Genomic DNA, 25,493 nt, shown 5'->3' with positions numbered 1-25,493 from the left:
TCATCACCGCCAGCGTAGCATCAGCGTCGAGATGCCAGGACCATACGTCTTCGACGTGCGCCTCGTGCCGTTCGTCCGCACGGCCTCAAGCCATGCTGCGACCCCAAGCGCCCACCACATCCCACCCCGCGTGTCATGACGATCGCGATACGCCCCTCGTGCCGAGGCGGGACGGAGGGAGTGAAGCATGTTTTTCTGATAAACGGAAGTACAATATTTTTCGCGGAAGGACTGGACAGGGTGAGTCGCGTTGAGATCGTTGATGAATTCCGCGTTTCGGCGCGCCCGTTAGGGCCAAGCTACGCTGGCTAGGGTGCCTGGTCATGACGGATGTCGTTGGCGCGCTTCATCTCTCGCGCCAGATCGTCGACAACCTGCGCCAGGGAGCGGCCATCACTCGCAGTGAGCGACTTCCGCAGCTGCCGCGAACTCCAGAGAATTGCGGCAACGAATATGATGAAGGGAAGCCAGGAGACAATCAGGCTTACATACCATGGAACATCATTAGTCATACCCAGCTTCTTCCCTGCAAATATCTACGAGACCGCCCGGCTCGTTCAGATGAGTCGCGCGACCGGCTACAATCTTCTGTCATTCGCCCGCTTCATCTCATCCGCCAGATCACCGACGATCTGCGCCAGCGAGCGACCATCGCCGGCCGTCAGAGACGTCTGAATCCGACGGGTGCTCCATGCAACGGCCAAGACGAACATGATCAGTGGCAACCAGGCTATGATCAGACTTACGTACCAAGGCACATCGTCATTCACACCCAACCTCCACGCATGGTCTCCGCTCGGCGGACCAGGGGCGAGGCTATGATCTTAATCATTAAAAAGTCGGCTGGATGACAACGAGAATCTGCACAATGAGCACATGTAGCTAGGGGCCATACTTTGGTGAGAGGAAGCGCCTCCGCCTCAGGCGCCCGAGCGCGCGCCACATCGTCATTACGAGCGCAGCGGCGAAGCGACGCAATCCAGAATCCCACATGCCACCCTGGATTGCTTCGCTGCTGTTCAGCCCGGGGACATAGCTGACGGGTGTTCGGGGAGATGGTTGACACTTCAAAATCGGCTCGATTCGTCAAGCAGAGGGGCGAGCGATGCCGTGGCGAGAGGTGTCTGTCATGGACCAGCGACGAGAGTTTGTGATGCTTGCCAAGCAGGAAGGGGCGAACCGGCGGGAGCTGTGTCGGCGGTTCGGCATCAGCCCTCAGACGGGCTACAAATGGATCCAGCGGCATGACGCTGGGGACACGGCGCTGGCGGATCGGTCGCGGCGGCCTCATCGAAGTCCGGAGCGCACCGCGGCTGCGACCGAGCAGCAGATTGTCGCATTGCGCGATGCTCACCCGGCCTGGGGCGCGCGCAAGCTCGCACGGTGTCTTGAGCGTGATGGTCAAGCTGTCCCGGCGATATCTACCGTGCACACCATCCTGCGCCGCTACGATCGAGTGGTCGAGCCTGCAGGCGCGCCCGGACAGCCCTACACGCGGTTCGAGAAGGATGCGCCCAATCAGCTGTGGCAGATGGACTTCAAGGGGCACAGTGCGCTGGAGAACGGTGTGTCCTGTCATCCGCTGACAGCGTTGGACGATCACTCCCGCTTCTCGTTGTGCCTGGCGGCTTGTGACAACGAGCGCGGCTCTACGGTCAAAGGACATTTGGAGACGACGTTCCGCCGTTATGGACTGCCGGATGCGATGTTCGTCGACAATGGTGGCCCCTGGGGATTTACCCTCGAAGACCCCTGGACCGCGTTGACGGTCTGGCTTCTGAAGCTCGGCGTTCGAACGATCCACAGCCGGCCCTACCATCCTCAGAGCCGCGGCAAGAACGAACGCTTCCACCGTAGTCTGAAGGCCGAGGTGTTTGCCTTCAGGCGCTACCGTGATCTTCCCGATGTCCAGCGGGCACTCGACGGATGGCGCTCTGTCTACAATCTCGACCGGCCGCACGAGGCCTTGAACTTCGACGTGCCGGCAAGCCGCTATCAACCGAGCCAACGTGCGATGCCCGACCGGCTTCCGATCGTCGAATACGACGAGGGTGAGAGCATCCGTTCCGTGTCGAGCACGAAGGCCTACGTCAGTTTCGAGGGGCGGCTCTGGAAAGTCCCGCAAGCCTTCCGAGGTGAGCGGCTGGCTATCCGGCCACTCAGTGCCGACGGAAAGTTCGGAATTTTCTTTGCCGCACATCAGATCGCAGCGATTGATCTGCGCGACCCCAAAACTGTCAACTATGTCCCCGAACAGGTGTAAGCTATGTCTCCGGGCTGAACACTGCGCTCGCAATGACGGGCTGATGGATATCGGCACACGGCTGCGACAGCGCCCGCTGCTGTAGCCCGGATGAGCGCAGCGATATCCGGGGGTCTCACGTGCCGTATCGGAAAACCCGGATGTCGCCGCGCTCATCCGGGCTGCGGGGCTGGTCGCGCAAGAGCGCCATCATTCGATCAAGATGGGCGCTGCGGGTCGGTCGCGGCCGGCGCTCACGCCTTGAAGTAGTCCGGCTGGCCAATGTCGGCGATCAAACCGATCCCGTCCGGTCTCCAGCCCAGGCGCTGCTGTGTCAGGACGCTGGAGGCCGGCATGTCCAGCCCTGCGAACATCGCCAGTGGACCGTAGTAGTCGCCCGCCTCCTCCTTGCTGATCGACACGACCGGCACGTTCAGCGCGCGGCCGATCACCTCGATGACCTCGCGCATGGGGACGCCCTCCTCGCCGACGGCGTGGTAGATCGCGTCTGCAATGCCCTTCTCCAGGGCGAGCCGGTAGAGGCGGGCGACATCCGATCGATGCGCCGCGGCCCAGCGCTCGGTGCCTTCGCCGACATAGGCGGCGCGGCCCTTCTGTCGCGCGAGCTCCACCAGATAGGAGATCAGCCCGGCCCTTCCGGGGGCGCCGTGAACCTGCGGCAGGCGGATCACCATTGCGCGCACGCCGCGCGACGCATAGGCGAGACCCGTCTGCTCGGACACGCGCGGGACATGCGCTGACGACTCGCGCCGCATGTCTTCGGTGACCACCACATTGGCCGCAACGAGCCCCGTTCCGGAGGTGACGATGAACGGCTTGTTCGTGCCCACCAGCACCTCGCCCATGGCGTCGATGGCGGCCTTGTCGATGGCGCCGTTCTCCGCGAATTTCGCGAAGTCGTGGATGAAGGCGAGATGGATCACGCCGTCGGCATCCCTCGCGCCGCGCTTCAGGCTGTCGAGGTCCTGCAGCGAGCCGCGATGAACCTGCGCGCCCAGTTGCTCGAGCGTGCGGACGTTCTCGGCGGAGCGCGCGAGGCCGATGACCTGATGCCCGGCGGCGATCAGCTCCCTGGTGGTTTCAGAGCCGATGAATCCGGCGGCGCCGGTGACGAATACGCGTATGAGACACACTCCCTGTTCAGACCGCCGGGATATTGCTAGGCTGCTCATGCGGGTAAAGTCGTGACTTTATACGGGTATAATCGCTAACAGGATGACGGACGCCAACCCTCTCGGGACCTATCTCAGGGATCGCCGCGCCAAGCTCGATCCGACCACCTTCGGCCTGCCGCTGCAGCGGCGGCGAACGCCGGGGCTTCGGCGCGAAGAGGTGGCGCAACGCGCCAATGTGAGCGCCACCTGGTACACTTGGCTCGAGCAAGGGCGCGGCGGCGCGCCCTCCGCCGACGTGCTGGACCGCATCGCTCGCGCCATGATGCTGACCGACGCCGAGCGCGAGCATCTGTTCCTGCTCGGTCTCGGCCGGCCACCCGAAGCCCGCTATCACGCGATCGACGGCATCTCACCCCGTCTCCAACGCGTGCTCGATACGCTGGAATACAGTCCCGCCTTCGTTCGCACGGCGACATGGGACATCCTCGCCTGGAACAGGGCGGCTGCGGCTGTCCTCACCGACTACAGCACCCTGCCGGAGGGCCAGCGCAATGTTCTGCGCATGATGTTCCACGACAGCCGTGTCCGCGCAGCACAGCCCAACTGGCAGGCCGTGGCGCGCTATGTGGTCGCGTCCTTCCGCGCCGACGTGGCCCGCGCCGGCGCGGCCCGCAATGTCCAATCGCTGGTCGACGAGCTCTGCGCGACGAGCCCGGAATTCGCGGCGATGTGGCGCGACAACGATGTGCAAGGGCGGCACGGTGACGGCGTGAAGACCCTGCAGCATCCCGTCGCCGGATCGCTCTCGATGGAATTTTCGGGCTTCGCCGTCGATGGCCGGCCCGACCTCACCATGGTGATCTACAATCCCGCGACGCCGGAGGATGCCGACAAGATCCGTGCGCTGGTGACGTCGCGACCGAAGTAGGTGCGAGTGCCCTCTCGACTCGCGCCGCCGAGAAGCACGCGGGTTGCCTGACAGGCCGGGCTTTCGTAGGCAGCCTTGGCTGCATCGACGCTGCAGCGTGAACAAAAAGCCGATTGCGAGCTTGGTCATCCGGACCATCCCCACGGCGACGGGCCTCATGAAGATCGCGACCTTCAACATCAACAATGTCCGGCGGCGGCTCCCCAATCTGCTGCGCTGGCTGCGCGCGGCCAGGCCCGACATCGTCTGCCTCCAGGAGCTGAAATGCACCCAGGCCGATTTCCCCGTCGATGCGATCGCCAAGGCCGGCTATGGCGCGGTGTGGCAGGGACAGAAGACCTGGAACGGCGTCGCGATCCTTGCGCGCAAAGCCGAGCCGGTGCTGACCCGCACCGCCCTGCCCGGCAATCCCAGAGACGAGGAGGCGCGCTACATCGAGGCCGCGGTGCGCGGCCTCGTCGTCGGCTGCCTCTATTTGCCGAACGGCAATCCGCAGCCGGGGCCGAAATTCGACTATAAGCTCGCCTGGTTCAAACGCCTGCAGAAACACGCGGCTGATTTCATCAAGGACGACCTGCCGGCCGTGCTCGCCGGCGACTACAATGTGGCGCCTGCTACGCTCGACATCTATCCGACGCGATCCTGGGACAAGGACGCGCTGATCCAGCCGAAGAGCCGCGCCGCCTTCAAGGCGCTGGTCGATCAAGGCTGGTGCGACGCGATCCGCATGCTGCATCCGGACGCGCCGATGTTCACGTTCTGGGACTACAAGCGCAACCGCTGGCCGCGCGATGCCGGCCTGCGGCTCGACCACCTGCTGCTGAGCCCGCAGCTCGCGCCGCGCCTTGCCAAGGCCGGCGTCGACCGCGCCATCCGCGGCGAGGACGGCGCCAGCGACCACGCGCCGGCCTGGATCGTGCTGAAATAATCCGAACTCGCCTGTCCGCGTCGGAGCCTCAGCCGCGGTCGGGCCAGGTCTGCTGCAGATTGGTCGCGCGCTCGGGCAGGCCCTCGGTCAGCACCGCCATGCCGCCGCACACCGGCAGATGCACGACGAGGCTCGCGGCATCCGGCACGTTCGGACGCGGCGTCACGTTCCACAGCATGATCTCCTGGCGCGTGCGGCGGATCTCCTTGAACTCGTAACTATACGTCTCCGAGCCGCGCGGATATTCGCGCCAGAGCTGGCCTTCCTTGCGGAAGCTGCTCTGCGTGCCGTCATAGCGATCGGAATAGGACAGGCAGGCCGGCACGTTCAGCGCTTCGAGCACGGCCGCGCCGACGTTCGACGCCGCGGGAAGGACGCTGTTCACCGCGCCGATCGCGGCGAACACGGTCGTGATCGCGCCGGCGGCCATCGCGAGCCAGCCGGCCTTGGTCGCGGCCGGCCGCGCGGGCGCATTCGCGGCGGACACCTTGGATGCAAGTCCGCGAGGGGACGTCAGATGGAGCTGGGCCATGACGCGTTCTCCGATGGTGCGGCGAGGATGGAGGCCCCGCCGGGCTGCATTCATCGGAGATCAGTCTGGCCGATCGCGCTCCCGGCGAATGTGACGCCGATCACTACCTGAAATGATGACCGCCCGGCGCCACACCGGGAGCGTGACGACACGCGCCGTCAATCGCGTCCCGCATCCATGATCGCCTGCGCGAGCCGGCCGGGATCGGAGAAGCACAGCTCATGGCTGCCGGGCACCTGGACCAGCCGGAACAGGCCGAGCTTGCCGGACAACCGCGGATGCCATGGCAGGCTGTGCGGCAGCGCCGTGTCCTCGGTGCAGTTGATGTAGGATTTCGCGATTGCCATCTCGGAGGGATTGGCGCGCAGCTTGATCTTGTCGGTGAAGGTCTTGTTGGGATGCGGATTGAGCATGTCATAGGTGCGCGTCGCGGTGGCGAGATCGGCGTCGTTGATGAAGGCCTCGCGCCAGACCGGGAACGGCAGCACCACCGAACCGTCGCCGCGCTCCGCAGCGACCGCGTCGAACAGCGCAACATAGTGCGGTGGCACCATGTCGTTGAGGCACTCGCCGTCGTTGGGCACGAACGCATTCCAGTAGACCAGGCGGCGGATGCGCTGAGCGATGCGGTCGGCGACGCCGGTGATGACCATGCCGCCATAGGAGTGCCCCATCAGCACGGCGTCGGTGATGTCATGCTCGGTGAAGTAGTCGCAGATCGAGGCGATCGCCTCGTCGAGTCCAGTGGTCTTTGCGTCGCCGGGGCGGTTGCCGCGGATGGTCGGCAGATGGACGGTGTGGCCGGCGGAGCGAAGATGCGCGGCGACCGGCTCGAGCTCGGCGCCGGTATGCCAGGCGCCATGGACCAGGACGTAGGTTGACATGATCACGTTCCTTTGCACGATGGAAGGCGGTGCAAGGACTATGGGCCGGACCGCGCCTGCGGCGCTTGGCTGCAACTGAACCCGATTGGTCTCGGAGTGAACCGATGGGCGCCGAGCCGGAACGGCAGCGGAGCTGGAATACGGCGGCGGTGCGGCCGGAGGAGCAGTTCTCGTATTACCGCGAGGCGATCTGCCAGGCCTTCATGAACTTGACGCCGGAGCCGGCGCGCGGCATCGGATTCGCTGCGGAGGTGCAAAGCATCAGCCTCGGGAGCGGCGCCATCAACCGCGTCAGCTTTCCCGAGCACATCGTACGCCGCTCGCGCACGGACATCGCCGCTTCCACCCAGCGCTGCTTCTATCTCAACCTCAAGCTCGCCGGCCGCTGCACCATCCTGCAGGACGAATGCGATGTCAGCCTGTCCGCCGGTCAGGTCGGCATCTTCGACAGCGATCGCACCTTCGTGCTGCAGCACGATCGCGGGCCGTCGCTCGGCGTGATCTCGTTCCGCGTCCCCGCCGATGCGCTGTGCAGCCGCCTGCCGGCGGAGCCGGACATCGCGCCGACGCGGCTGTCCGACGATCCATGCGTCGGCGCACTGATCGTGGAGACGGCGCGCTCCCTCAACGCCAATGCGCTGCGGCTCGCGCCGGACGATGCGTCGGCGCTGTTCGGCGTGCTGCTCGATCTGGTGGCGCTGAGCCTGGCGCGCCGCGGCCGCCGCGAGACGCATGCGACCACCTCATTTGCCGATGCGACGACCTTGGCGCTACGCCGCGCCATTCACGAGCGGGTGCGCGAGCCCGGCCTGACGGTGGCGACCATCGCATCTGTCGTCGGGATCAGCGAGCGCTATGTGCACAAGCTGCTGGCCCGCGCCGGCACCAGCTTCTCCGACCTGGTGATGGAACGCCGGCTCGATGGCGCAGCGCGCGATCTGCGCGATCCCGCCCGATGCGGCCGCGACATCGGCCGCATCGCCTTCGACTGGGGCTTTTCAGATCTGTCGCACTTCACGCGCCGCTTCAAGCAGCGCTTCGGCATGCGCCCGCGCGACTGGCGCGCGGAGACCGCGCGTCACTCCGGCTGACCACCGCCTGCGGTCAGCGCGGACTCCGTTCGCGGGCTGCGCCCCACAACCAGATTGCCGCCAGCAGGACCAGCGAGCCGACGAACGCCGCGACGACATCGCGCAGCGAAATGACGATGCTGCCCATGCCTGGAAACAACCCGAACAGGTTGAACAAGACACCACCGATGAGGGCGCCGACGCATCCCAATCCGATGTTGGTGAGGAGCCCGAAACCGGCTCGGCGGCGCTTCACCAGGATTCCGGCAAGGCCGCCACCAATCAAGCCGACGACGAGCCAAGTCCCTGCATGTGCCAGTGTGAACATTCTTCACTCCGTCGGTCTGCCGTCACCCCTCAGCTGGAGCATCACGGCCAGCAAGCAAGATCATGAGAACACATTGCCGAGCGAAGCGAGACCGCCAGTTGCTACACGGAAGCAGCCAGATCAGGGGTCTTGCTCGCAGAGCCACACGAATCGCACGCTTGCAGGTTACATCGATTTCGTTGCCATGAGCTGAACTCTGCACATCGGATGAGTTCGCAACCCACTCGCAAACTGGCGCAGGCCGGCGTCCATGACAAGGTGATGCGGCCCCTGCTTGCTTCGAATTGGCCATTCCGCTTCGGACGTCGCGTACTTCCTCCCGAAATGACAGTCATTCGAATCTAATCGTCTCGAACACGTACGGCTCATGCGAACGCTTCGCACGCGAAGGGCTACGTAGTTCCCCCGAGTTCATATGATCCGCGGAATCAAGAAGAATGCGTTTCCCGCAGAGCGTGTAAGGATGAATGCATGTGCATCGCATGCAACTGGGCAAGATTCGGTGGTTTGCTCCAGCTTGATTTTGGCTCCGTCAACGAGGCCGAGCCGTCACGACGCAGGCTCCTGCAGGCAGGCGCGGCGTTCGCCGCAGCCGGCGTTGCTTCGGTGTCCGCTCCGACGAACGCCGAGGCGCGAACCGGCGGCGGCAAGGCCGACATCGTGTTTCGCAACGGCCCGGTCTACACCGTGAACGGCGGCCGGGAATGGGCCCGCGCGGTCGCCGTCAAGCAAAAGCACATCGTCTATGTCGGCGATGACGCGGGCGTCCGGTCCTTCATCGGCCCGAAGACCCGCGTCGTCGATCTCGCCGGCAGGATGCTGCTGCCCGGCTTCGTGGAAGGACACATCCATCCGATAGCGGGCGCTGTCGTGACTCGGGGTGTCGATCTTCAATACGACACAAGGGAGGAGATGCTCGACGCCCTGAAGGCCTATCGCGCCAAGCTGGGCCAGGCCGGCATCGTCCGCGGCTTCGGCTGGCGCTATAACGCCTTTCCGCCGACCGGCCCTCGCAAGGAGGATCTCGATCAGATCTGGCCGGACACGCCCGTCTTTCTCGTCGGGATCGATGGCCATTCCGCCTGGGTCAATTCCAAGACGCTGGCGATTGCCAAGGTGACCAAGGCGACCAAGGATCCGTTGCCCGGCTACAGCTACTTCGAGCGGGACCCGGCCTCGGGAGAGCCGACCGGCTATCTGGTCGAGCCACCGGCGATGTTTCCGGTCCTCAACGCGATCTCGCCGTTCACGACCGGCTATATTGCGGACTCGCTCGCACAGTGGCTGCCGAAGGCGTCGGCGGCCGGCATCACCAGCGTGTTCGATGCCGGACTGCTCGTTCTGCCCGAGGAGACAGGCTACGAACTCTATCAGGATCTGGAGCGCAAAGGAAAACTGCCGTTCCGTGTGGTCGGATCGACCTACCACAACAATCCGGCGATCGACCCCGTGCCGATCGCGAAGGCCCTGCGTCGACGCTTCAATTCCGAACTGGTGCAGGCGCCCGTTCTCAAGCTCAACATCGACGGCGGCGAAGCCCAACGGACCGCCGCATTGCTGGCCCCCTATAGCGACGATCCGAGCACGAGCGGCGAGACGCTGGTCCCGCCGGAGCAGTTCAAGGACATCATCCGCCGCGCCGACAGGGCGGGCCTCAATATTCACATCCATTCCTACGGTGATCGCGCCAACCGCCTGTCGCTGGACGCGTTCGAAGCCGCGATCAAGGTCAATCCGCCGCGCGATCGCCGGCACACGCTGGCGCATCTCATATTTGTTTCACCTGACGATCTGCCGCGCTTCGCCAAGCTCGGCGTCACCGCGCAGTTCTCCGCCCAATGGTCGGTGGCGGATGCCTATTGGCAGGGCGTGATGCGGCCGCGCGTCGGCGCGCGCGCCGAGCAGGCGTTTCGCACCGGCTCGATCCTGCGTCATGGCGCCAACATCTCGCTCGGCACCGATTGGCCGGCCGCCGGCTATTACAGCACCTACAAGCCGCTGGATGCGATCGAGATCGCGACCACGCGGCGGGAGTTGAACAAGCCGGATCAGCCGGCTTTGGTGCCGCTCGACGAGCGGATCAGCCTCGAAGAGGCGATCCGCGCCGCCACCATGGGCCCGGCCTATCAGCTCGGGCTCGACCAGAAGGTCGGTTCGATCGAGGTCGGCAAGCTCGCCGATCTGATCGTGCTTGAAAGAAACCTGTTCGAAGTCGCCCCGCACGACATCCACAACACAAAGGTGCTGATGACCGTCATGAACGGTCAGGTCAGGCACGAACAGCGAAGCTGACTCCGGCGACGTCTCGGACCGACACCTTCAGGACCACATCGACATACTCAGACCGATTCCCGGACATGCGGAGGCGTATATGATCGACAGAAGAATGCTCATCAAAGGCGCGGGAGCGGCGTTGGTCGCGTCCGAGCTCGGTTTGCCGGCCGCGCGGGCCGAGTCTGCCGATCCGCTCTGCTACGCGTCGGTCGCCGATCTCATCGCCATGTTCCGGGCCCGCAAGGCGTCGCCGGTCGATCTCTTGAAGGCGCAGATCAAGCGGATCGAAGCCTACAACACGAAGGTCAATTGCATCACCTACGAGCATTTCGATCAGGCGCTCAAGGAGGCCAAGCTGTCCGAGGACCGCTATCGGCGCGGCAACCAGAGGCCGCTCGAAGGGATCACGGTAGCCATCAAGGACGAATTCTCCAGGCCGGGCTGGCGGACCACACAGGGCTCGCTCATCTACAAGGACTCGCCACCGGCAACGGAAAACTCGGCCATCACCGACTTGCTCGAGGCAGCCGGCGCCGTCATGCCGTTCCAGACGACCGTGCCGGAATTCTACCTCTTCCTCGGCGCGTCCACCCGCGCCTGGGGCACGACACGCAATCCATGGAATCTCGAATACTCTCCGGGCGGGTCGTCGGCGGGATCGGGCGCGGCGCTGGCCGCAGGCTTCACGACGCTCGCCATGGGCTCGGACATGGGCGGCTCGATCCGAATTCCCGCCTCGCAATGCGGTCTCTATGGCTTCAGGCCGCCGTTCGGACGCGTGGCCGGTGGGGAAATCCCGTTCGCGACCTCGGGCCCGATGGCGCGGCGCTTCGACGACCTCGTCCGCCTCCAGAACGCGATCGTCGGTCCGTCCGAGCGGATGATGGCCGCGATGCGCCCTCGCCTCGACTATCCCACCCGTTATCCGCGCCTTTCCGGGTGGCGCATCGCCGTGGATTGGGGCGCCGGCATTGCGGACGTCATACCGTCCGTGAAGGCTGCGATGCTGAGAGGCATCGAGGCTCTGCGCGCCGCGGGTTGCACGGTGGACGAAGTCGATTGCGGCTTCACGAAGGCCCACAAGATGGTCTTCATCCGCGGGCTGATGTCGACGTCCATCGGCACGGCGATCGAGATCTCGAATGCGCATCGCGATCAGCTCTCGCCCTACATGACCGAAATGCTCGACCAAGTCGGCCCGGTCGGACCGCGCCAGGCCGAAGAAGCCGAAGAGCTGCTGCAGCGGCTGCACCGCCAGGTCCAGCAGCGCGTGTTCGGCAAGGGGTACCGCATCCTGCTCATGCCGACCATGGCAACGCCTCTTGTCGGGGCCGACATGTTCAAGAGCAAGGAAAACAAGGTGGACCCGTGGGTAGGCACCGGTCTGGGCTTGGCGCTGACGTGGCACTGGAATCTGCTCAACCGCTATCCGGTCGTCGATGTCCCGCTCGGCTTGGTCGAGGACCGCATGCCCTCGGGCATGCAGGTGATCGGCCAGACCTACACCGATCTCGACACGTTCCAGTTCGCGTCCAACTGGTCTCGTCTCCGGCGGTCCCTGTTCGCGGGCGAGCGTTTTCCGACCTTCACGTGATGCAGCGGGGCCACACGGTGCGGGCGCGAGACAGTGGCTGCAAGAGCGGCGCTTCGACAGCGAGGTCGACAAGGACGCCGAGAGCCTTCCGACACGTGGTTCTGTTGCTCCTGATCTCGGCACTCTGCCATGACTCCGGCGCCCTGGCACAGCAGGCCAAGACGCCGTCGCTCGAAGATCTGGCCAAGGCGGCGCAGAACCCGATCGCGGACACGATCAGCGTCGGCCTTGAGAATATCGCCATGCCGAATACGGGCCCGTACCGGCAGACGGCCGACGTCTTCAAGATCGAGCCGGTCATCCCGTTCCAGCTCAATGCCGACTGGAATCTGGTGACGCGCACGACCATTCCCGGCATCGCCCAGATCCGCTTTTCCCCCGAGCAAGGCCGGATCGGCGGGGTCGGCGACATCAACCAGATCTTCGCGCTCACCCCGTCCCATTCGGGCGCCCTCATCTGGGGTGTCGGCCCGACCTTTTCCTATCCGTCGGCGACCGATCCCGCCCTCGGTTCGGGAAAATGGAGCGCAGGTCCGACCATTGTCGCGCTGACCATGCCGGGTCCATGGGTGCTCGGGGTGCTCGCCAACAACATCTGGTCGTTTGCAGGTCCGAGCGACCGCGCGCCGGTGAACCAGATGATGCTGCAGTACTTCGTGACCTACAACTTCTCCGACGGATCCTACATCAGCTCGAGTCCCATCATCACGGCGAACTGGCTCGCGAAGGGCAATGATCGCTGGGTCGTCCCGATCGGCGTCGGCGTGGGCAAGCTCTTCATGGTCGACAAGCAGCCGATCAATGCCGAGGTGGGCGCGTACTACAATCTGCTGAAGCCGGACCAGGCATCGCATTGGCAGTTTCGCGCCAGCCTGGCTTTCCTGTTTCCAAAATGACGCTGCTCGGAACGAGCGGCCTCCGTGGCCGTGAGCAGCAATCCGGTCTGCAATCCTGTCTGAAGGCATTCGATTTGAATTTTCACCATCAGCAAGCATCCAGAGCGTCAGTCTGCGTGCGCACGCTCGACGCCTTTGAGGCCGAGTTGATCGCGGTCAATCCTGGCGGCTGCGGAAGAACGTAGTTTAGCGTTCGATCAGGGAATGATGCGGCTCACACGGAACGCGGGCTTTTCGGAGCAGGACAATGTGCATCGCATGCGGCTCAGCCATCGGTTCGCTGTTCGCGGCGTCGAAGCCGGAGGGCGGCGGACTGACCCGTCGCCAGATGGTTGCAACAACGGCTGCCGCCGCAGCATTCGCGGCCGCGGGCTCGGCTCCGGCTTTTGCCGCCCCCAATCGCACGACCGTGTTTCGCGGCGGGCGCGTCTACACGGTGGAAGACTCGCAGCCCTGGGCGGCGGCCGTCGTCGTCAAGGGCGACAAGATCGTCTATGTCGGCGACGATGCCGGAGCGATGAAGTTTGCCGGACGGGGGGCTGAGGTCATCGACCTCAAGGGCCGCATGCTGATGCCGGGCTTCGTCGAGGCGCATTGGCATCTTTGCACTCTGGCATTTGCCCGCGGCGCCTGGGTCAACGAGGAAGATCCTGAGCGCATCTCCGAGATCCTGCGCGATTACGCCAAGACGCATTCCGACGAGAAGTTCATTCTCGGCTTCGGATGGATCGCGGGCGCGTTTCCCGCCTCGGGTCCCCGCAAGGAACCGCTGGACGCGATCTTCCCCGACCGGCCGGTCCTGCTCGTCAGTTGCGATCTGCACAGCTACTGGGTCAATTCCAAGCTGCTGGAGATGGCCGGCATCACGAGGGACACCCCACGCGACGTCGTGCCCGGCTCCTCCTGGTACGAAAAGGATCCCAATGGCGAGCCGACTGGCTTCATTTCGGAAGTACCCGCGCTGTTCGCGGTACTGAAGACGCTCGAAAAGCACGGCATCGAACCGTTCGGCCTCAAGTCGGCCGCCGCCGCCATCGAGGAATGGCAGCCCAAGCTCGCAGCCGCCGGCATCACCACCCTCTTCGATGCCGGCTTCAGCGCCTGGCCGACCGAGCAGCATCACGGTTTCGACATGCTGGTCGACCTCGAGAGCCGCGGCAAGCTGCTGCAACGCGTGATCGGCAGCCTCTATCACAACGACCCCAACGTCGATCCGCTGCCGATCATTCGGGCCTATCGGAAGCGCTATCGCACTCCGCTGGTCAAGGCCGAGGTGCTCAAGCTGATCGTCGATGGCACCGAGCTGAGCCGCACCGCCTATCTGCTGGATCCCTATGCCGGAAGGCAGGATTGGCGCGGCGAACCATTGTTGCCATCGCCCGTGTTGAATCGAATCCTGCGCGAAGCCCATGCGGAGGGAATCGATACGCACCTTCACGCCGTCGGCGACGCCGCAGTTCGCATGAGCCTGGATGGATACGAAGCCGCGTTCGGCAGGCAGGGCCCCGGCAACCGCCGCCATACCATCTGCCACGCGTTCCTCACCGCGCCCTCGGACATTGCGCGCTTCAGAAAGCTCGGCCTGATTGCGAACACCCAGATCCAGTGGGGCGTGCCGGATACGAGCCAGCGCCGCATCCGCGAGATCTACGGCGAAGAGCGCTGGAGCCGCATGTACAGCTTCAAGACGTTCATCGACCAAGGCGTCACGGTGTCGTTCGGAATGGATGCCCTGGCGACCGGCTCCAAGGTCGTGGTCAAGCCGCTCGAGGCGGTGCAGGCCGGCCATACGCGCCAGGAGCCCGGCAAGCCCGACGGCCTGGTCCATCCGCCCGCTGCCGAACGCCTGAGCCTGCCGCAGCTCATCCGAGGCTACACAATCAACGGAGCTTACCAGATGCGCATGGAGGATAAGATCGGCTCCATCAAGGTCGGGAAGCTGGCCGATCTGATCGTGCTGGAGAAGAACCTGTTCGATGTCGGGCCGCACGAGATCGGCAAGGTGAACGTTCAGTTGACGATGATGAACGGCCGGATCACGCATCGCGACAGACTCTGAACGGGAATGAGGACGGTGCACGAGATGGCGAATGCGCGGACTGAACAGAATCTTGCGCCGGCGGATTCGCCGATGTCGAAACGTAATCGCTGGCTGATCCTCCTGACCGTCTCCAGCGCGCTGGCGCTCGTCGTCATCGACATGACGGTGCTCTATACCGCGCTGCCCAGCCTGACCCATGAGCTCGGAGCAACCGCCTCGGAGAAATTGTGGATCGTCATGGCCTACGGGCTCGTCGTCGCCGGCCTGCTTCCAGGCTTCGGCTCGCTCGGCGATCGCGTCGGGCACAAGAGGACATTCGTCGCCGGCCTCATCGTCTTCGGACTGGCCTCGGTCGTCGCCGCCTATTCGCCGACCGCCACGATCCTGGTTGGCGGACGCGTCCTGCTCGCGATCGGCGCCGCGCTGATGATGCCGGCGACGCTGTCGATCATTCGCATCACCTTCTCCGATGACCACGAACGGGCGCTCGCCATCGCGATCTGGGGAGCCGTTGCGTCCAGCGGGGCGGCAGTCGGCCCCTTGGTCGGCGGTGTCCTGCTGGAATATTTCTGGTGGGGCTCGGTCTTTCTGATCAACGTGCCGCTCGTCGTCCTGGCGCTGGTCGCCGGCCTGCTGCTGATTCCTGCACCGGCCGATCGTGCTGAGCGCGACTGGGACCTCCTCGGTTCAGTGCAGGTGATGGCCGGGCTGATCGGCTTCGCCTACGTCGTCGAGGAGCTCGGCAGTCGCCAGTCTTCCTATGTCGTCCTTGCCGGCACGGCTGTCGCGACGGTCATCATGTTGACGGTGTTCGTCCGCCGTCAATTGCGTCTCGAGGATCCTTTGCTCGACTTCACCCTGTTCCGAAACGTCGAGTTCACGCTCAGCGTGATCACCGCGATCGTGGCTTCGCTTGCCATTGCGGGGACGGAGCTCGCGATCAGCCAGCGCCTGCAACTCGTCCTCGGCTACTCGCCGCTGCAGGCGGCATTGTACATCCTGCCGGCCCCGCTCGGTGCATTCATCGGCGGGCCGCTCGCGAGCCTCATGCTCCGTCGCGTGGGAGCCGCCACCACGATGTCCGGCGCGCTGTTGATCGCCGGCATCGGCGCGGCCGGCTACCTGCTCTGCTACAACGCCAATCTGGCCCTGCAATTGGTCTGCATCGCGATCAACGGGCTCGGGCTCGGAGCATCCATTGCCGCCGCCTCCAACTCCGTGATGAATCACGCGCCTGAAGGCCGCGAAGGCATGGCCGCGTCGATCGAGGAGGTGTCGTTCGAGCTCGGCGGCACGATCGGCATCAGCATTTTCGGCAGCATCCTGTCCGGAGTCTATACGGCGTTCATGGTTCTGCCCGACGGCCTCGGCATTCCCGCCGTTGCGCGCGATAGCATCGACGAGGCGCTGATCGCCGCCGAGCGGCTGCCAACCGAACTCGCTGCCATCGTCACCTCGCACGCTCACCGCGCCTTCGATCAGGCGTTCCTGACGGTCGTCTGCGTTGCGATGGTCGTCCTGCTCGGCACCGCCTTCCTGGTCCGGCCCCGAGCAGAGCGAACGACATCGAAAGAGGCTCGTCAGCATGTCCATTAGACAGACGACGGCAATCATGTGCCGTCGTCCGTGGTGGAGACCAACATGCTCGCCAACGCAATGTCACCGTCCGTCACGTAGTGATTGACCCGCTCAGGGAGGCTCTGACCGGCTTTGTACAGCTCCACGATCTCGATCGATCGTGTCCTGATCAGTTCGGCCATGATGTAGTCCCGCTCGGCGTTGACATCCGGATCGGTGGCGTGCGTGACCTGAAACGTCAATCGAGTGAACGATAGGCCGGTGTCCTTCGTGCCGGCTCCGACCCACAGAGCGGATTCATCGACCGCCGGCCGATCGGCGTTGGACCAGAAATCGCCTGCATTCCAGGTTTGCTCTGCGTGTGCCAGGCCAACAGCCCAGAACCTGACGTGATGGCGCTGTCGCGGGCTGTTGCCGATGGCTTTCTGAAAGCCGATATCCTGGCCGCGTCCGAACAGATAGAGCGTGCTGAACGGAGCGGTGGGGTAAGGCGTATCGAGGACGAAGGCGCGGATCATGGCCCAAGAGCTCGTCAGGCCCAATCGGTCCGCTTCAGACCACCCCACCGCAGCAAAGCTTGCGCGAAGCTGTTGGAGCGTCCCGACCAGGGCGAGATTGACGGGGTCGCCGGGCAATCCATCACCCGTGATCGTGTAGCTGGGCACTCGCCGCTTCTGAAGAATCCTGAGACTCAACCGGATCACGCGTGGCAGAACGACATAGGCCGCGAACGCGTAGCTGACGCCGACTGCGACAATCCAGGGCAGCCTGCGGTTCGCGGTCTCGAACACCACGAAGACGATCAGCCAGACCGTGAAGATCCCCAGCCCGGCGACCAGCACGCGTTGCATGAGGCGTATGAGCAGTCGCACTGGATCGGTCCGGCGAAAGGAAGTGAACAGCAGTCGGTGTCTTCGGGAAGGTGTCCGATCTTCATCGCGATGGCAACACCGCACCTGAACGCATGAAACCGCCCAGTCGGCGGCGTTTCGACCAGATCGTCCGCGCACGGTTGCTCGACATCCGCAGTCCAACGCAATCGGACTGCGCGGGGCTTACGCCGACAGCCGCTCGGCGTTGGCCGCGACATAATCCCGATAGAGATCGACGACCGCCGCCGGGCTGGCGCCGGCCATCAGCTTCGCCGTCGCCTCCAGGGCTGCGGCGAGCTTTTCGCTGACCATCAACTCCGCCTCCTCGCCCGCATCGGCTTCGCCGCGCGCGAACTTTTCCAGCCGGAGCCGGATGACCTCGCCGGCTTCCATGGCCAGCATCGCGGCCGCGAACCAGGGGAACTCCGCCTCGGCGGTTGCCGTCATGGACGGCCGCATCTGCAAGGACATTGGCGTTTTGCTCATCGTCATCGTCCGAGAACATCGGCGGACGTGCGAGGAATACGCTTCAACTTTTAATGATGCGGACGCACAATCATCGCCGATTTCGAGTCGGCTCGAACCACCCGTTAACCACCTGGGCCCTGCTTCTCTCATCCGTCATTGCGAGGAGCAAAGCGACGAAGCAATCCAGAGTCATGCGCGCGACTCTGGATTGCTTCGCTTCGCTCGCAATGACGGGAGAGAGATCTTGCCCGCCATCACGAAGGCGCGAAAATCTTGGGCTTCCTCTTCGTCCTCGCGGTCGGCCTCGTGGCCGGCACCTTGTCCGGCATCGTCGGCACCGGCTCGTCGATCATGCTGATGCCGGTGCTGGCCTACGAGTACGGCCCGAAGGAGGCCGTGCCGATCATGGCGGTCGCTGCGGTCATGGCGAACCTGTCGCGCATCCTGGCGTGGTGGCGCGAGGTCGACTGGCGCGCCTGCGCGGCCTATTCGGTCACCGGCATTCCGGCCGCCGCACTCGGTGCGCGCACCTTGCTGATCCTGCCGTCGCAGGCGGTCGATATCACGATCGGGCTGTTCCTGATGGCGATGGTGCCGGTACGGCATTGGCTGACGCGGCACGACCTCAAGGCCAACCTCTGGCATCTCGCGCTCGGCGGCGCGATCATCGGTTTCCTCACCGGCATCGTGGTCTCGACCGGACCGCTGAGCGTGCCGCTGTTCCTGTTCTATGGCCTGTCGAAAGGCGCCTTCCTCGCCACTGAGGCCGCGAGCTCGCTCGGGCTCTATGTCTCGAAATCCATCACCTTCCAGCGCTTCGGCGCGCTAACGCCGGACATTCTTCTCAAGGGCCTGATCGCCGGCGGCTCGCTGATGGCTGGCGCCTTCGTCGCCAAGCGCTTCGTGCTGCACATGAAGCCCGATGTGTTCCGCGTGGTGATGGATGGCATCATGCTGGCCGCGGGCCTAAGTATGTTATGGAACGCCACCCACTCCTGACCGCACCGATTCTCACCTCATGGCCAAGACCACGCTCTCCTTCGTCTGCCAGAACTGCGGCGCGGCCTATTCGCGCTGGCAGGGCAAGTGCGAGGCCTGCGGCGAGTGGAACACGCTGGCCGAGGAAGACACGACGGGCGCGACCTCCGCGCCGGTCTCGCTGCGCTCCAAGCGCAAGGGCCGCACCTTCCAGTTGGAATCGCTGACCGGCAAGACCATCGACGCGCCGCGGCTGTCGTCGGGCATGACCGAGCTCGACCGCGTCACCGGCGGCGGCTTCGTCCGCGGCTCGGTGCTCTTGGTCGGCGGCGATCCCGGCATCGGCAAATCGACGTTGCTGACCCAGGCGACCTCGATGCTGGCGCGCGCCGGCCATCGCGCGGTCTACATCTCGGGCGAGGAAGCCGTCGCCCAGGTGCGGCTGCGCGCCGAGCGGCTCGGGCTCGCGGATGCGCCGGTGCAACTGGCGGCCGAGACCTCGGTCGAGGACATCATCTCGACCCTGTCCGAAGGCACGGTGCCACGGCTGATCGTGATCGATTCGATCCAGACGATGTGGACCGACACCGTCGAATCGGCGCCGGGCACGGTGACCCAGGTGCGCGCCTCGGCGCAGAAGCTGATCAGGTTCGCCAAGAAATCCGGCGCCGCGATCATCCTGGTCGGCCACGTCACCAAGGACGGCCAGATCGCGGGTCCCCGCGTCGTCGAGCACATGGTCGATGCCGTCTTGTCGTTCGAAGGCGAAGGCTCGCAGCAGTTCCGCATCCTGCGCGCGGTGAAAAACCGGTTCGGCCCGACCGACGAGATCGGCGTGTTCGAAATGACCGGATTGGGTCTGCGCGAGGTCACCAACCCCTCCGAGCTGTTCCTGTCCGAGCGCGATCTCGGCAGCCCCGGCACGGCGGTCTTTGCCGGGATCGAGGGCACGCGCCCCGTGCTGGTCGAAATCCAGGCCCTGGTGGCGCCGACCTCGCTCGGCACGCCGCGCCGCGCCGTGGTCGGCTGGGATCCGAGCCGGCTGTCGATGGTGCTGGCCGTGCTGGAGGCGCATTGCGGCGTCAAGCTGTCGGGCCACGACGTCTATCTCAACGTTGCCGGCGGCCTGCGCATCAACGAGCCTGCGGCGGATCTCGCCGCGGCCGCAGCTCTGGTCTCCTCGCTGGTCAACGCTCCGCTGCCGCCCGATGCGGTCTATTTCGGCGAAATCTCGCTGTCGGGCGCGGTCCGACCGGTGGCGCAGACCTCGGCTCGGCTGAAGGAGGCTGCCAAGCTCGGCTTCGGCCGCGTGGTACTGCCGGAGCGCGCCCGCGGCGAGGCTGGCGGCGACGCCGGGCTCAGCCTCAATACCGTCGGCGGATTGACCAGCCTGGTGGCCGACATCGCCGCGCGCGGCACGCCTCGTGCCCGACACGACAGCAGCCGCGAAGACGGCGACCAGGGCCGCCGCGGCCCCAGCCATGCCGAAAAAAATGCCACACCAGCGAGATTCCGCCGCCAGGACGGCTAGCCGGACCGTGACGTTCGCGTGACTCGCCGCTATACAACGCCGCAACCGGTCGCCCACACGGGATCGTGCAGCCGTCCGGACTTGCCGGGGAACCTCGCTGTCCTCCTCCCGGAGGGGCGGTCCTCCGTCGATTCGAAGCGAACCTTGGACCTGTGAAGCGGACCTGAGCAGCCGATGCCGATAACGATCCTCGATCTCATCCTGCTCGGCGTGATGCTGGTGTCGGGGCTGCTCGCGATGGTCCGGGGCTTCATGCGCGAGGTGCTGTCGATCGCGGCCTGGGGCGCGGCCGCCCTGGTCACGCTTTATTCATTCTCCAAGCTGCTGCCGACCGCCAAGACCTATTTCAACAACGATACCGTCGCGAGCGTGGTCGTCGTCGCCGGTACTTTCGTGGGCACCCTGCTGATCGTCTCGGTGATCACGGTCAAAATCTCCGACATGATTCTCGATTCGCGCATCGGCGCGCTCGACCGCACCCTCGGATTCCTGTTCGGACTGGGCCGCGGCCTGCTGATCGTGGTCGTCGCCTTCCTGTTCTTCAGCTGGCTGGTGCCGGACAAGCAGCGCCCGGACTGGGTCACCGGTGCCAAATCCCGCGTGGTCCTGCAGGGAACCGGGGATTGGCTGATGTCGCTCTTGCCTGATGATCCTGAGAACACCATTTTAAAGAAATTCAAGAAGAACAAGCCGGACGACGACCAGACTGACACCGAGTCGCCCGGAGCGGGCGGCGATGGGTATAGCAAGCCTGCCCGCGACAGCTTGAAGAAGCTGATCGAGAAACCCGCGGCCAAGTGAGCTCAGCCCAGAAGAGAGGCGCGATGGACCTGCACCACGATTCTTCCGGCGAAGCCCAAGCGGATACTCACGCGGATCTGGACTTCGGACCTCAAGCCTACCTCAGAGACCCAGACCTTGACGGAGACACGCTGCGCGAAGAGTGCGGCGTGTTCGGCATTTATGGGCACAATGATGCCGCCGCGATCACCGCGCTCGGCCTCCACGCGCTCCAGCATCGCGGCCAGGAAGCCGCCGGCATCGTCTCCTATGACGGCACGCGCTTCCACAGCGAGCGCCGCCTCGGCCTCGTCGGCGACACCTTCTCCCGCCGCGAGGTGATCGAGCGCCTGCCCGGCAATGCCGCGATCGGTCACGTGCGCTACGCGACCACCGGCGCCACGATCCTGCGCAACGTGCAGCCGCTGTTCGCCGAGCTCAATGCCGGCGGCTTCGCTGTCGGCCACAACGGCAACCTCACCAACGGGCTCACGCTCCGCCGCGAGCTGGTGCGCGCCGGCGCCATCATGCAGTCGACCACCGACACCGAGGTGATCCTGCATCTGGTCGCGCATTCCCGCCGCACCAATTTCATCGACCGCTTCATCGAGGCGCTGCGCGCGCTCGAAGGCGCCTACTCGCTGGTCTGCATGACCAACAAGAAGCTGATCGGCGCCCGCGATCCCCTCGGCATCCGCCCGCTGGTGTATGGCGAGCTCGAGGGCTGCCCGATCCTGGCCTCGGAGACCTGCGCGCTCGACATGATCGGCGCGCGCTACATCCGCGACATCGAGCCGGGCGAGGTCGTGATCTTCGATGAAAACGGCGCCCACAGCCACAAGCCGTTCCCGCCGAAGCCGGCGCGTCCCTGCGTGTTCGAATACATCTACTTCGCCCGGCCCGACTCAGTGGTCGGCGGCCGCTCGGTCTACGAGGTCCGCAAGGCATTCGGCGCGCAGCTCGCGCGCGAGAGCCATCCCGACGTCGACGTCGTCGTGCCGGTGCCCGATTCCGGCGTGCCGGCGGCGATCGGCTACAGCCAGCATTCGGGCGTGCCGTTCGAGCTCGGCATCATCCGCAATCACTATGTCGGCCGCACCTTCATCCAGCCGACGCAGGCGATCCGCGAATCCGGCGTGCGCATGAAGCACTCGGCCAACCGCGCCGCGATCGAAGGCAAGCGCATCATCCTGATCGACGACTCGCTGGTGCGCGGTACCACCTCGCGCAAGATCGTGCGCATGATGCGCGACGCCGGCGCCACAGAGGTGCATTTCCGCCTCGCCTCGCCGCCGATCCTCTACCCCGACTATTACGGCATCGACCTGCCGGACCGTGGCGGCCTCTTGGCGGCGACGCATTCGCTCGAGGAGATGCGCGAGCTGATCGGCGCCGACTCGCTGGCGTTCCTGTCGATCGACGGCATGTACCGCGCCATGGGCGAGCCGGCCCGCGACCCCGCCGCGCCGAAATACGCCGACCACTGCTTCACCGGCAGCTATCCGACCCACCTCACCGACCAGTCGCTGGTCGAGCCGACCCAGCAGCAGTTGTCGCTCCTGGCCGAGGCGAGCTGAGGCTCTCTCCCCACACCGTCATTCCGGGGCGATGCGCAGCATCGAACCCGGAATCTCGAAATTGTTTTGTGCGCCTGACCTCTAGATTCCGGGTTCGAGGCCTAACGGCCTCGCCCCGGAATGACGGCGTTCGATCGGCCGTCGTCCCGGCACATGCCGGAGGCCCTGACCACCGGCCGTCGTTTGTCGGGCAGGACTAGCCACAGCCACCCAACTCCATCATAACCGCCGCGGAATATGGATCCCGGCGTTCGCCGGGACGACGGCTGAGAGATGATCGTGATGACCCTTCCCCTCGCCAATCGTATTGCCCTCGTCACCGGCGCCTCGCGCGGCATCGGCCATGCGACCGCCCGCGCGCTCGCGCGCGCCGGTGCGCATGTCGTCGCCGTCGCCCGCACCCAGGGCGGGCTGGAGGAACTCGACGACGAGATCCGGAAAGAGACCGGCAGCGGCGCCACCCTGGTGCCGCTCAGCATGACCGACAGCGACGGCATCGCCCGGCTCGGCGCCGCGCTGCATGAGCGCCATGGCAAGCTCGACATCCTCGTCGGCAATGCCGCCGTGCCCGGCCCCTCCTCACCGCTCGGCCATATCGACCTCAAGCCGTGGAACGACGTCGTCGCGGTCAACCTCACCGCCAACTTCCAGCTGATCCGCTGCATGGAGCCGCTGCTGAAGGCCTCCGACGCCGGCCGCGCGGTGTTCCTCACCTCAGGCGCCGCTCACAAGGCGCAGGCCTATCTCGGCCCCTACGCCGTCACCAAGGCGGCGCTGGAGACCCTGGCTCGGGTATGGGCGCACGAGACCGAGCGCACGCCGCTGCGCGTCAACCTGTTCAGCCCGGGCCCGATCCGCACCCGCATGCGCGCCACGGTGTTCCCAGGTGAAGACCCGATGACGCTCGAGACGCCCGAGCAGGTCGCCGAATTGATCGTGCCGATGTGCCTGCCGTCGTGGACCGAGACCGGCAAGCTCTACGAGTACAAGACCCGCGCGCTGAAGAGCTTTCAGCCACCGGCGTAGACTATCGCGTCGACGGCACCAGGGCGGTCGCAGGCTCCACTCCTACGTCGCGCTGTCACCCGCCGCGACCTCCACGAGATCGATGGCGCGCTCCGGGCAAGCCACCACGCACAGGCCGCAGGCAAGGCAGAGATAGCTCTTCGGCGTGTAGGCCGTCTTCATGCCGTGAAAGCGCACGCGCATCCTGCCGAGGAAGGACAGCGCGCGGAAATCGTCGCCGCTGATCGGCGCAACGTCGAACACGTTGTAGGGGCACACCTCGACGCAGTCGCCCTTGGCCTCGCATCGGTTGCGGTCGACGACCGGCACGAAGCTGCCCGGCTCGGCCTTGCAGCCGGCGCCCGGACGTTTCGGATGCTGCGCGGCCTTGCGCACCTTGGCAGCCTTGGTGCGCTTCGAGAGCGGTGGTGTCGGCTCGGTCTGGTCGGTCACGCTGTCGGCTCCATGGGCGGATGAATCAGGCTTCGGCGGTCAGCATCAGCGCGGTGCCGGCGGGATCGCGCAGCACGTACTGATCGCCCCGCACGATCACCTCGTCACAGCCGCGCAGCGCGGCGTCGAGGCGCGCGCGGGTGTCGAAGCGGATCGAGAAGCCGCGCAGCCGCGCCACGCCTGCGGGTGCTGGCGGCGCATCGATCCCCTGCCAGACGTTCAATGCGATACGGTGGGTGTAGGCGCCGCCGGCGCCGAGATCGGCAAACCCCAGCTGTGGCGCGAATGCGCCGGGCAGGAAGCCAAGCCGCGTGTAGAACGTGCGCGCAGCCTCGATGCGCGGGACGTGCAGATGCAGATGGCCGATCCGCGCGGCGTCGGCGAGCGGCGCCGACAGCGGCGGTCCTTTCGCCTGCGCCAGCTCATGGCGCACGTCGAGCGGGCTCCTGCCACTGCAGGGCCGGCCTTCGGCATCGAACACGGTGAAATCGGTCTCGAACGTGCCGTAGCCGCCGAACCGCTCCGGCGTCTCCAGCGTGAACTCGATGCCGAGCCCGTCAGGATCGTTGAGATAGATCGCCTTGGACATCACGTGATCGACCGGCGAGATCGGCGTGCGGCTGGCGATCAGCCGGCGCAGCATCCGCGAGAATTCCGCCTGGTCGGGCACATGGATGGCGATATGATAGAGGCCGGAGAAGCCGCGCAGCGCCGGGCGTTTCGCACCGGGATGCAGCACCACGAGCGTCTCGCCCGCCGTGCCGAGCTCGGCCGCGCCGTTGCGCTTGCACAGGCGCAGACCTGCGGTCTCGCACCAGAAATCGATCGCGCGCTCGAGATGCGTGACCTCCAGATGCACCGGCCCGAAGGTCGCGATCTCGCTGGATGCGCCGGTTCGCGGCAAGGTCAGATGGTCCATGTGCGATCTCCGATTGGTCCGTCGTTGCGGCCGCGCCCGATGCGGCGGGGCCACGTTAGACGGCCGACGCGTCCTGATCGCCGGGCGCCCCGTTGAGGCTCGCATTCTCCGGGGTGAATGATCCGGGCCGGACAGCGCCGCTCCGCCCGCGGCCGGCGCCTATCTCTGTCCGGCAGGATCTGCCGCGGCGGGTTTGGCGGCTGCCGACTTGCCCGCAGCCGCCTTCGCCACAGCCGGCGCCTGGCGATCGCGCACCGCCATCAGCTCCTTACGCAGCTTCTCCTGCTGCTCGACCGACAACACCGGACGCTGGTCGTCATGCGGCACGTCGTTGACGGGGAGATAGTTGTAGGTGTTGTGGAACTGCGTGGTGGCGTCGGGCGGCGGCGTGGACGACGTCGCGCAGCCGCCGAGCAGCAATGGTATCAGCAGCGCGGCGCGCGCAGCGGAGCTCACGACAGACCTGCAGCTTCGCCAGA

At 65.4% G+C, this 25,493-nt stretch carries 24 protein-coding genes; 15 read left to right on the top strand and 9 right to left on the bottom strand.

From position 1 onward, the window contains the following. The first annotated feature begins 323 nt into the window (after positions 1–323). Positions 324–851: a hypothetical protein gene (locus tag ACQR0W_RS11070; RefSeq protein WP_315712435.1), complete on the top strand. Its 528-nt coding sequence runs from the start codon at positions 324–326 to the stop codon at positions 849–851. Positions 852–1,105: 254 nt separating this feature from the next. Then, positions 1,106–2,263, top strand: a complete 1,158-nt coding sequence (locus ACQR0W_RS11065) for an IS481 family transposase (protein WP_315774320.1) — start codon at positions 1,106–1,108, stop codon at positions 2,261–2,263. A gap of 233 nt (positions 2,264–2,496) precedes the next feature. On the opposite strand, the gene ACQR0W_RS11060 is transcribed toward ACQR0W_RS11065, so the two are convergent. After that, positions 2,497–3,387 (bottom strand): SDR family oxidoreductase, encoded by an 891-nt coding sequence (locus tag ACQR0W_RS11060; RefSeq protein ID WP_315826783.1) that lies wholly within the window; start codon positions 3,385–3,387, stop codon positions 2,497–2,499. A gap of 91 nt (positions 3,388–3,478) precedes the next feature. Here ACQR0W_RS11060 and ACQR0W_RS11055 point away from each other — a divergent pair, with 91 nt between their 5' ends. Both ACQR0W_RS11055 and xth read left to right on the top strand, forming a co-directional pair. Beyond that, entirely contained in the window at positions 3,479–4,306 is an 828-nt protein-coding gene (locus ACQR0W_RS11055; RefSeq protein ID WP_316170406.1) for a helix-turn-helix transcriptional regulator, read from the top strand. Between the two features lie 157 nt (positions 4,307–4,463). After that, on the top strand, positions 4,464–5,234 hold the full coding sequence (gene xth, locus ACQR0W_RS11050; protein WP_316170405.1) for an exodeoxyribonuclease III: 771 nt from the start codon (positions 4,464–4,466) through the stop codon (positions 5,232–5,234). Positions 5,235–5,262: 28 nt separating this feature from the next. On the opposite strand, the gene ACQR0W_RS11045 is transcribed toward xth, so the two are convergent. Then, complete coding sequence (locus ACQR0W_RS11045) at positions 5,263–5,766, bottom strand: hypothetical protein (protein WP_315749941.1); 504 nt, start codon at positions 5,764–5,766, stop codon at positions 5,263–5,265. 158 nt (positions 5,767–5,924) lie between these two features. Then, positions 5,925–6,650, bottom strand: a complete 726-nt coding sequence (locus tag ACQR0W_RS11040) for an alpha/beta hydrolase (RefSeq protein WP_316170404.1) — start codon at positions 6,648–6,650, stop codon at positions 5,925–5,927. Positions 6,651–6,754: 104 nt separating this feature from the next. On the opposite strand from ACQR0W_RS11040, the gene ACQR0W_RS11035 reads away from it, so the two are divergent. Then, on the top strand, positions 6,755–7,741 hold the full coding sequence (locus tag ACQR0W_RS11035) for a helix-turn-helix domain-containing protein (RefSeq protein WP_315749939.1): 987 nt from the start codon (positions 6,755–6,757) through the stop codon (positions 7,739–7,741). A gap of 13 nt (positions 7,742–7,754) precedes the next feature. Here ACQR0W_RS11035 and ACQR0W_RS11030 read toward each other — a convergent pair whose 3' ends face one another. Next, complete coding sequence (locus ACQR0W_RS11030) at positions 7,755–8,048, bottom strand: GlsB/YeaQ/YmgE family stress response membrane protein (protein ID WP_315712445.1); 294 nt, start codon at positions 8,046–8,048, stop codon at positions 7,755–7,757. Positions 8,049–8,654: 606 nt separating this feature from the next. Here ACQR0W_RS11030 and ACQR0W_RS11025 point away from each other — a divergent pair. From ACQR0W_RS11025 to ACQR0W_RS11005, 5 genes are all read left to right on the top strand, one after another. Continuing rightward, a complete protein-coding gene (locus ACQR0W_RS11025; RefSeq protein WP_316186918.1) occupies positions 8,655–10,340 on the top strand; it encodes an amidohydrolase in 1,686 nt (561 codons plus the stop codon). A 79-nt stretch (positions 10,341–10,419) separates the two neighbouring features. Continuing rightward, a complete protein-coding gene (locus ACQR0W_RS11020) occupies positions 10,420–11,916 on the top strand; it encodes an amidase (RefSeq protein WP_316186917.1) in 1,497 nt (498 codons plus the stop codon). A 95-nt stretch (positions 11,917–12,011) separates the two neighbouring features. Further along, positions 12,012–12,812 carry a hypothetical protein gene (locus ACQR0W_RS11015; RefSeq protein WP_316173832.1) on the top strand — a complete coding sequence of 267 codons (801 nt, stop codon included), beginning with the start codon at positions 12,012–12,014 and terminating at the stop codon, positions 12,810–12,812. Positions 12,813–13,059: 247 nt separating this feature from the next. Further along, complete coding sequence (locus ACQR0W_RS11010; RefSeq protein ID WP_315749932.1) at positions 13,060–14,871, top strand: amidohydrolase; 1,812 nt, start codon at positions 13,060–13,062, stop codon at positions 14,869–14,871. 72 nt (positions 14,872–14,943) lie between these two features. Next, positions 14,944–16,449: an MFS transporter gene (locus ACQR0W_RS11005; protein ID WP_315749931.1), complete on the top strand. Its 1,506-nt coding sequence runs from the start codon at positions 14,944–14,946 to the stop codon at positions 16,447–16,449. 14 nt (positions 16,450–16,463) lie between these two features. On the opposite strand, the gene ACQR0W_RS11000 is transcribed toward ACQR0W_RS11005, so the two are convergent. Both ACQR0W_RS11000 and ACQR0W_RS10995 read right to left on the bottom strand, forming a co-directional pair. Beyond that, positions 16,464–17,282: an LssY C-terminal domain-containing protein gene (locus ACQR0W_RS11000; RefSeq protein ID WP_315749930.1), complete on the bottom strand. Its 819-nt coding sequence runs from the start codon at positions 17,280–17,282 to the stop codon at positions 16,464–16,466. A gap of 204 nt (positions 17,283–17,486) precedes the next feature. Next, positions 17,487–17,774: a hypothetical protein gene (locus tag ACQR0W_RS10995; protein ID WP_409998620.1), complete on the bottom strand. Its 288-nt coding sequence runs from the start codon at positions 17,772–17,774 to the stop codon at positions 17,487–17,489. Positions 17,775–18,044: 270 nt separating this feature from the next. On the opposite strand from ACQR0W_RS10995, the gene ACQR0W_RS10990 reads away from it, so the two are divergent. The 5 genes from ACQR0W_RS10990 (at position 18,045) to ACQR0W_RS10970 (ending at position 23,663) form a co-directional block, all read left to right on the top strand. Continuing rightward, positions 18,045–18,770, top strand: coding sequence for a sulfite exporter TauE/SafE family protein (locus ACQR0W_RS10990; protein WP_315712457.1), 726 nt, complete (start codon positions 18,045–18,047; stop codon positions 18,768–18,770). Between the two features lie 19 nt (positions 18,771–18,789). Further along, on the top strand, positions 18,790–20,280 hold the full coding sequence (gene radA, locus ACQR0W_RS10985) for a DNA repair protein RadA (RefSeq protein WP_316186916.1): 1,491 nt from the start codon (positions 18,790–18,792) through the stop codon (positions 20,278–20,280). Between the two features lie 174 nt (positions 20,281–20,454). After that, positions 20,455–21,081 (top strand): CvpA family protein, encoded by a 627-nt coding sequence (locus ACQR0W_RS10980; RefSeq protein ID WP_315712460.1) that lies wholly within the window; start codon positions 20,455–20,457, stop codon positions 21,079–21,081. Between the two features lie 23 nt (positions 21,082–21,104). Beyond that, entirely contained in the window at positions 21,105–22,637 is a 1,533-nt protein-coding gene (gene purF, locus ACQR0W_RS10975; RefSeq protein ID WP_315712462.1) for an amidophosphoribosyltransferase, read from the top strand. A 282-nt stretch (positions 22,638–22,919) separates the two neighbouring features. Beyond that, the gene (locus ACQR0W_RS10970; RefSeq protein ID WP_316164687.1) at positions 22,920–23,663 is read left to right on the top strand and encodes an SDR family NAD(P)-dependent oxidoreductase; all 744 of its coding nucleotides are present in this window, start codon (positions 22,920–22,922) and stop codon (positions 23,661–23,663) included. 42 nt (positions 23,664–23,705) lie between these two features. On the opposite strand, the gene ACQR0W_RS10965 is transcribed toward ACQR0W_RS10970, so the two are convergent. From ACQR0W_RS10965 to ACQR0W_RS10955, 3 genes are all read right to left on the bottom strand, one after another. Then, on the bottom strand, positions 23,706–24,095 hold the full coding sequence (locus ACQR0W_RS10965) for a 4Fe-4S binding protein (RefSeq protein ID WP_315712465.1): 390 nt from the start codon (positions 24,093–24,095) through the stop codon (positions 23,706–23,708). A 25-nt stretch (positions 24,096–24,120) separates the two neighbouring features. After that, entirely contained in the window at positions 24,121–25,014 is an 894-nt protein-coding gene (locus ACQR0W_RS10960) for a VOC family protein (RefSeq protein WP_316164686.1), read from the bottom strand. A gap of 159 nt (positions 25,015–25,173) precedes the next feature. Beyond that, positions 25,174–25,470 (bottom strand): hypothetical protein, encoded by a 297-nt coding sequence (locus ACQR0W_RS10955; RefSeq protein ID WP_316186915.1) that lies wholly within the window; start codon positions 25,468–25,470, stop codon positions 25,174–25,176. Positions 25,471–25,493: the final 23 nt, after the last annotated feature.

The organism is Bradyrhizobium sp. HKCCYLRH1034, assembly GCF_051168375.1.
Lineage (GTDB): Bacteria > Pseudomonadota > Alphaproteobacteria > Rhizobiales > Xanthobacteraceae > Bradyrhizobium.
Note: the sequence above shows the minus strand (reverse complement) of the source record. Positions and strands in the feature narration are given on the sequence as shown.

Coding starts and splice junctions, on each gene's coding strand:
- ACQR0W_RS10980 (WP_315712460.1), top strand. CDS start 20,455: ATGCCGATAACGATCCTCGATCTCATCCTGCTCGGCGTGATGCTGGTG.
- purF (WP_315712462.1), top strand. CDS start 21,105: ATGGACCTGCACCACGATTCTTCCGGCGAAGCCCAAGCGGATACTCAC.
- ACQR0W_RS11000 (WP_315749930.1), bottom strand. CDS start 17,282: ATGCAACGCGTGCTGGTCGCCGGGCTGGGGATCTTCACGGTCTGGCTG.
- ACQR0W_RS10995 (WP_409998620.1), bottom strand. CDS start 17,774: ATGTCCTTGCAGATGCGGCCGTCCATGACGGCAACCGCCGAGGCGGAG.
- ACQR0W_RS10970 (WP_316164687.1), top strand. CDS start 22,920: ATGACCCTTCCCCTCGCCAATCGTATTGCCCTCGTCACCGGCGCCTCG.
- radA (WP_316186916.1), top strand. CDS start 18,790: ATGGCCAAGACCACGCTCTCCTTCGTCTGCCAGAACTGCGGCGCGGCC.
- ACQR0W_RS11035 (WP_315749939.1), top strand. CDS start 6,755: ATGGGCGCCGAGCCGGAACGGCAGCGGAGCTGGAATACGGCGGCGGTG.
- ACQR0W_RS11040 (WP_316170404.1), bottom strand. CDS start 6,650: ATGTCAACCTACGTCCTGGTCCATGGCGCCTGGCATACCGGCGCCGAG.
- ACQR0W_RS11065 (WP_315774320.1), top strand. CDS start 1,106: ATGCCGTGGCGAGAGGTGTCTGTCATGGACCAGCGACGAGAGTTTGTG.
- ACQR0W_RS11020 (WP_316186917.1), top strand. CDS start 10,420: ATGATCGACAGAAGAATGCTCATCAAAGGCGCGGGAGCGGCGTTGGTC.
- ACQR0W_RS11005 (WP_315749931.1), top strand. CDS start 14,944: ATGTCGAAACGTAATCGCTGGCTGATCCTCCTGACCGTCTCCAGCGCG.
- ACQR0W_RS10960 (WP_316164686.1), bottom strand. CDS start 25,014: ATGGACCATCTGACCTTGCCGCGAACCGGCGCATCCAGCGAGATCGCG.
- ACQR0W_RS11070 (WP_315712435.1), top strand. CDS start 324: ATGACGGATGTCGTTGGCGCGCTTCATCTCTCGCGCCAGATCGTCGAC.
- ACQR0W_RS11055 (WP_316170406.1), top strand. CDS start 3,479: ATGACGGACGCCAACCCTCTCGGGACCTATCTCAGGGATCGCCGCGCC.
- xth (WP_316170405.1), top strand. CDS start 4,464: ATGAAGATCGCGACCTTCAACATCAACAATGTCCGGCGGCGGCTCCCC.
- ACQR0W_RS11030 (WP_315712445.1), bottom strand. CDS start 8,048: ATGTTCACACTGGCACATGCAGGGACTTGGCTCGTCGTCGGCTTGATT.
- ACQR0W_RS11045 (WP_315749941.1), bottom strand. CDS start 5,766: ATGGCCCAGCTCCATCTGACGTCCCCTCGCGGACTTGCATCCAAGGTG.
- ACQR0W_RS11010 (WP_315749932.1), top strand. CDS start 13,060: ATGTGCATCGCATGCGGCTCAGCCATCGGTTCGCTGTTCGCGGCGTCG.